We start from the raw sequence: 4,295 nt of genomic DNA, 5'->3' as shown, positions 1-4,295 counted from the left end.
CTTAAGCATTTGAGGTAAAAGCAGGTTTAGTAGAAAATCCGATGTTGTTATCAGCATCGGATTTTTTTATGCCTTTTCAACAATCCCTTATCGACCTTGGTGAACTTTTCAATTTCTCAGACTTGAGTACATTTACTCATAATATTCCAGTTGAATGGGTTGAATCGGCTTTAAACCTATCTGACAAAGCAACCATTCGCCGTAGACGCCTGCCGTCAGATCAAGTGCTGTGGCTTGTGCTGGGTATGGCGATCTTCCGTGATGAGCCCGTTCATGAAGTCGCTCGACGCTTGAATATTTGTGCGCAAGGCCTTGCTTCAGCCAGCTTACTTGCAAAAAGTGGTGTGACCGAGGCCCGTAAAAGACTAGGCCCACAGCCCGTGGAGTGGTTATTTCGCCAAACAGGGCGTCAATGGGGGCGCGAACGGTACACAGGCGATGAGTGGCAAGGGCTGCAAGTCTTTGCTGTAGACGGGGCATTGTTCAGAACACCTGATACACCCGAATTACGTGAACACTTCGGTTCGGGGAATACATCGACAAAACGCCAAACACCTTTCCCAATGATGCGGCTCGTGGCACTCATGAATGTGAGATCGCATATTGTTGTTGATGCTCAGATTAGCCCCTACCGCCGTAGCGAAATGCGACTCGCTGACGAGTTTTTACATCAAATACCTGACAACTCCGTTACCTTATTCGATAAAGGCTTTTGGGGGGCTAATTTACTGCTCAACGTATCACGACAAGGTAAAAACCGTCACTGGCTCATCCCTGAACGCAAAAAGCTTGTGCGAGAAGAGCTGCAAAGGTACGGAAAAAATGATCGGCTGGTAAAGATGAAAGTCTCACCCCAGGCCCGAAAGAAAAACCCGGAGCTACCCGAATATTGGGAGGTACGGGAAGTCAGCTATAAAGTCAAAGATGGCATGAAAACTGTCTTCACATCCTTGCCGGTAGAAACATATAGCGCAAAAGCTATTGCGGGGTTATATCAAGAACGATGGGAGATAGAGCTTGGTTTTCGCGATATTAAGAGCTCAATGCAACACAATGCAATCACGTTGCGCAGCAAGAAAGTCGAGTTGATCTATCAAGAAGTTTGGGGCCTTTTACTGACTTATAACGTAATCAGAAGAGAGGCCTCTCAGGCAGCAATCGCCTTTGATAGAAGGCCATCCGAAATAAGATTTAAATCTGTATGCCAATACATTGCAGTTCAACTGATAGTGATGGCTGCAGCTAACCCGGTATCCGGCACAGGACGAAGGCTATCGGAGTTGAGATCAGGCATTGGTGGCCTGTTTTTAAAGAGGCGTCCGAGGCGAACAACGCCTCGGACAGTGAAGATATCAAAAACCCGTTATCCAGTGGATCGTAAAGCTGCTCCTCTAAAGTGAACAGCATTGCGCAATTGCGGGGCTTTTATCAAGGTTCACAAAGGGCTTGTGATTACATCATGCCGCCCATACCGCCCATGCCGCCCATACCGCCCATATCAGGCATGCCTGGCGCACCACCTTCAGCTGGCTTATCAGCAACCATCGCTTCAGTTGTGATCATCAGACCCGCAACCGATGCAGCCGCCTGCAGCGCAGAGCGGGTTACTTTAGCAGGGTCAAGGATACCCATTTCGATCATATCGCCGTACTCACCGGAAGCGGCATTGTAACCGTAGTTACCTTCACCTTTTTCGCGGATGTTGGATACGATAACAGAACCTTCTTCACCGCAGTTGCCAACAATCTGACGCAGTGGCGCTTCCAGCGCACGGAATGCCAGCTCGATACCAACGCGCTGATCGTGGTTATCACCTTCCAGCTCAGCAACAGCATCCAGCGCACGAATCAGTGCAACACCACCGCCAGGTACTACGCCTTCTTCAACAGCAGCACGTGTAGCGTGCAGTGCGTCTTCAACGCGTGCCTTCTTCTCTTTCATTTCAACTTCAGTCGCAGCTCCTACCTTAATAACTGCAACACCGCCTGCCAGTTTCGCTACGCGCTCCTGCAGTTTTTCACGGTCGTAATCAGAAGAGGTCTCTTCCATCTGCGCACGGATCTGGTTAACGCGTGCTTCGATAGTATCCGCAGCGCCAACACCGTCAACGATTGTGGTGTTCTCTTTAGTGATAGAAACACGTTTCGCCTGACCCAGCTGTTCCAGAGTTGCACCTTCCAGACTCAGACCAACTTCTTCAGAGATCACAGTACCGCCAGTCAGGATCGCGATGTCTTCCAGCATAGCTTTACGACGATCACCAAAACCCGGAGCTTTAACAGCAGCAACTTTTACGATACCGCGCATGTTGTTCACAACCAAAGTTGCCAGCGCTTCGCCTTCAACGTCTTCTGCAATGATCAGCAGTGGACGGGAAGACTTAGCAACCTGCTCCAGTACCGGTAGCAGATCACGGATGTTGGAGATCTTTTTATCAACCAACAGGATGAATGGCTGCTCAACTTCAGCGCTCATGTTGTCCTGGTTGTTGATGAAGTAAGGCGACAGGTAACCGCGGTCAAACTGCATGCCTTCTACAACATCCAGTTCGTTTTCCAGGCCGGAACCTTCTTCTACGGTGATAACACCTTCTTTACCGACTTTCTCCATCGCTTCAGCGATGATCTCACCAACCTGAGAGTCAGCATTTGCAGAGATAGTACCTACCTGTGCGATCGCTTTAGAATCAGCACATGGCACAGCCATTGCCTGCAGCTGCTCAACAACAGCAGCAGATGCTTTGTCGATACCGCGTTTCAGATCCATTGGGTTCATGCCCGCAGCAACAGATTTCAGACCTTCGTTAACGATAGCCTGAGCCAGTACGGTTGCAGTTGTAGTACCGTCACCCGCTACATCGTTCGCCTGAGACGCCACTTCTTTAACCATCTGTGCGCCCATGTTCTCGAACTTTTCTTCCAGCTCGATCTCTTTGGCAACAGATACACCGTCTTTAGTCACGGTAGGTGCACCGAACGCTTTGTCCAGTACAACGTTACGACCCTTAGGGCCCAGAGTGGTTTTTACAGCGTCTGCCAGAATGTTTACACCAGCCAGCATGCGCTGACGAGCGTCATCACCAAAACGTACGTCTTTAGCCATGATTCAAATAATCCCGTAATCGATAAATTCTTAAAAAAACGATAGGTAACCTGGAGACTATTAGTCTTCCAGTACGCCGTAAATTTCGCCTTCGGTCATGATCAGCAGTTCTTCGCCACCAACTTTAACGGTGTTGGAACCTGCGTAACCACCAAACAAAACTGTATCACCCACTTTAACAGTCAGTGGCTGAACGTCACCGCTGTTAAGAACACGGCCTTCGCCAACTGCAACTACTTCACCCTGGTTAGGTTTTTCTGCAGCAGCGCCTGGCAGTACGATACCACCAGCAGTGGTAGCTTCTTCCTCGTTACGACGAATAACAACACGGTCGTGAAGTGGACGAATTTTCATCTGTTCATTCTCCTGATCTAACTGATCGAAAAACAATATGTTATTTGTTTTAAGCCCGGATGGTTCTAGCATCCTTAGGCGGTTGTTTCCTAGATGGGGCCGGTAAAAATGATTTCAACACCCAACCCATAGAATTTTTGATTTTTTTTTTGCAACTTAGTCTTTGTGGTGGTATTCGCCATCAATCACATCACCGGATTGTGGCCGGGATGGCTTATCTTTCTTAAATGGCGAATCACTGTATTTGGTATCACCCTCTGGGGCATCAGGCGGTGAATCAGGCTGACTTCCGGATGGGGGAAAACCCGCTCCCATAAAAGGAGACTGTTGATGATGCATAGCCACCACGGTGAAACGGCTGATCATCGCTTTGGCAAGTCCCTGACGGGTATACGGAATAAGGCAACAGAAACCAATCACATCGGTTACGAAGCCGGGCGTCACCAATAACGCTCCCCCCACCGCCAACACAATACCCTCAACCATTTCACTGCCGGGTATTTCTCCCTGATTTGCCCGCTGCTGAGCCCGTGCCAACGTAGAAAGCCCCTGGTAACGCAGCATATTGACACCCACAAATGCAGACATCACCACCAAACCCACGGTATACCAAGCACCAATCGCCTGACCCACCTGAATCAGCAACGTGATCTCGATGATAGGAACAATAATGAACAGCAGAAAAAGAAACCGCATTAAATACCTCTGGATACAATTCGGATAGTCATGAGTCATCAGACTATAGCGGGAATATGCCCACACGGGCAGACTTACCACTCGGATCGATGACGTTCGTTTCCCCACCCCGTCAGCAACCTATTATGTGTAACTCTATATGG

At 49.0% G+C, this 4,295-nt stretch carries 4 protein-coding genes; 1 reads left to right on the top strand and 3 read right to left on the bottom strand.

Annotated features, from left to right (window positions below):
• The first annotated feature begins 68 nt into the window (after positions 1–68).
• A complete protein-coding gene (locus tag ABYW01_RS15410; RefSeq protein ID WP_372834312.1) occupies positions 69–1,400 on the top strand; it encodes an IS4 family transposase in 1,332 nt (443 codons plus the stop codon).
• Between the two features lie 52 nt (positions 1,401–1,452).
• On the opposite strand, the gene groL is transcribed toward ABYW01_RS15410, so the two are convergent.
• The 3 genes from groL to ABYW01_RS15395 form a co-directional block, all read right to left on the bottom strand.
• On the bottom strand, positions 1,453–3,102 hold the full coding sequence (gene groL, locus ABYW01_RS15405; protein WP_372834309.1) for a chaperonin GroEL: 1,650 nt from the start codon (positions 3,100–3,102) through the stop codon (positions 1,453–1,455).
• 60 nt (positions 3,103–3,162) lie between these two features.
• Positions 3,163–3,456, bottom strand: coding sequence for a co-chaperone GroES (locus ABYW01_RS15400; RefSeq protein WP_193952874.1), 294 nt, complete (start codon positions 3,454–3,456; stop codon positions 3,163–3,165).
• Between the two features lie 156 nt (positions 3,457–3,612).
• Positions 3,613–4,152: an FxsA family protein gene (locus tag ABYW01_RS15395; RefSeq protein WP_372834306.1), complete on the bottom strand. Its 540-nt coding sequence runs from the start codon at positions 4,150–4,152 to the stop codon at positions 3,613–3,615.
• Between the last annotated feature and the right edge of the window lie 143 nt (positions 4,153–4,295).

The sequence above is a fragment of the Pontibacterium sp. genome (assembly GCF_041587635.1).
Taxonomy (GTDB): Bacteria; Pseudomonadota; Gammaproteobacteria; order Pseudomonadales; family Balneatricaceae; genus Pontibacterium.
Note: the sequence above shows the minus strand (reverse complement) of the source record. Positions and strands in the feature narration are given on the sequence as shown.

Bases quoted from the DNA above. Each gene is read 5' to 3' on its own strand.
- ABYW01_RS15395 (WP_372834306.1), bottom strand. From the start codon at position 4,152: ATGCGGTTTCTTTTTCTGCTGTTCATTATTGTTCCTATCATCGAGATC.
- groL (WP_372834309.1), bottom strand. From the start codon at position 3,102: ATGGCTAAAGACGTACGTTTTGGTGATGACGCTCGTCAGCGCATGCTG.
- ABYW01_RS15410 (WP_372834312.1), top strand. From the start codon at position 69: ATGCCTTTTCAACAATCCCTTATCGACCTTGGTGAACTTTTCAATTTC.
- ABYW01_RS15400 (WP_193952874.1), bottom strand. From the start codon at position 3,456: ATGAAAATTCGTCCACTTCACGACCGTGTTGTTATTCGTCGTAACGAG.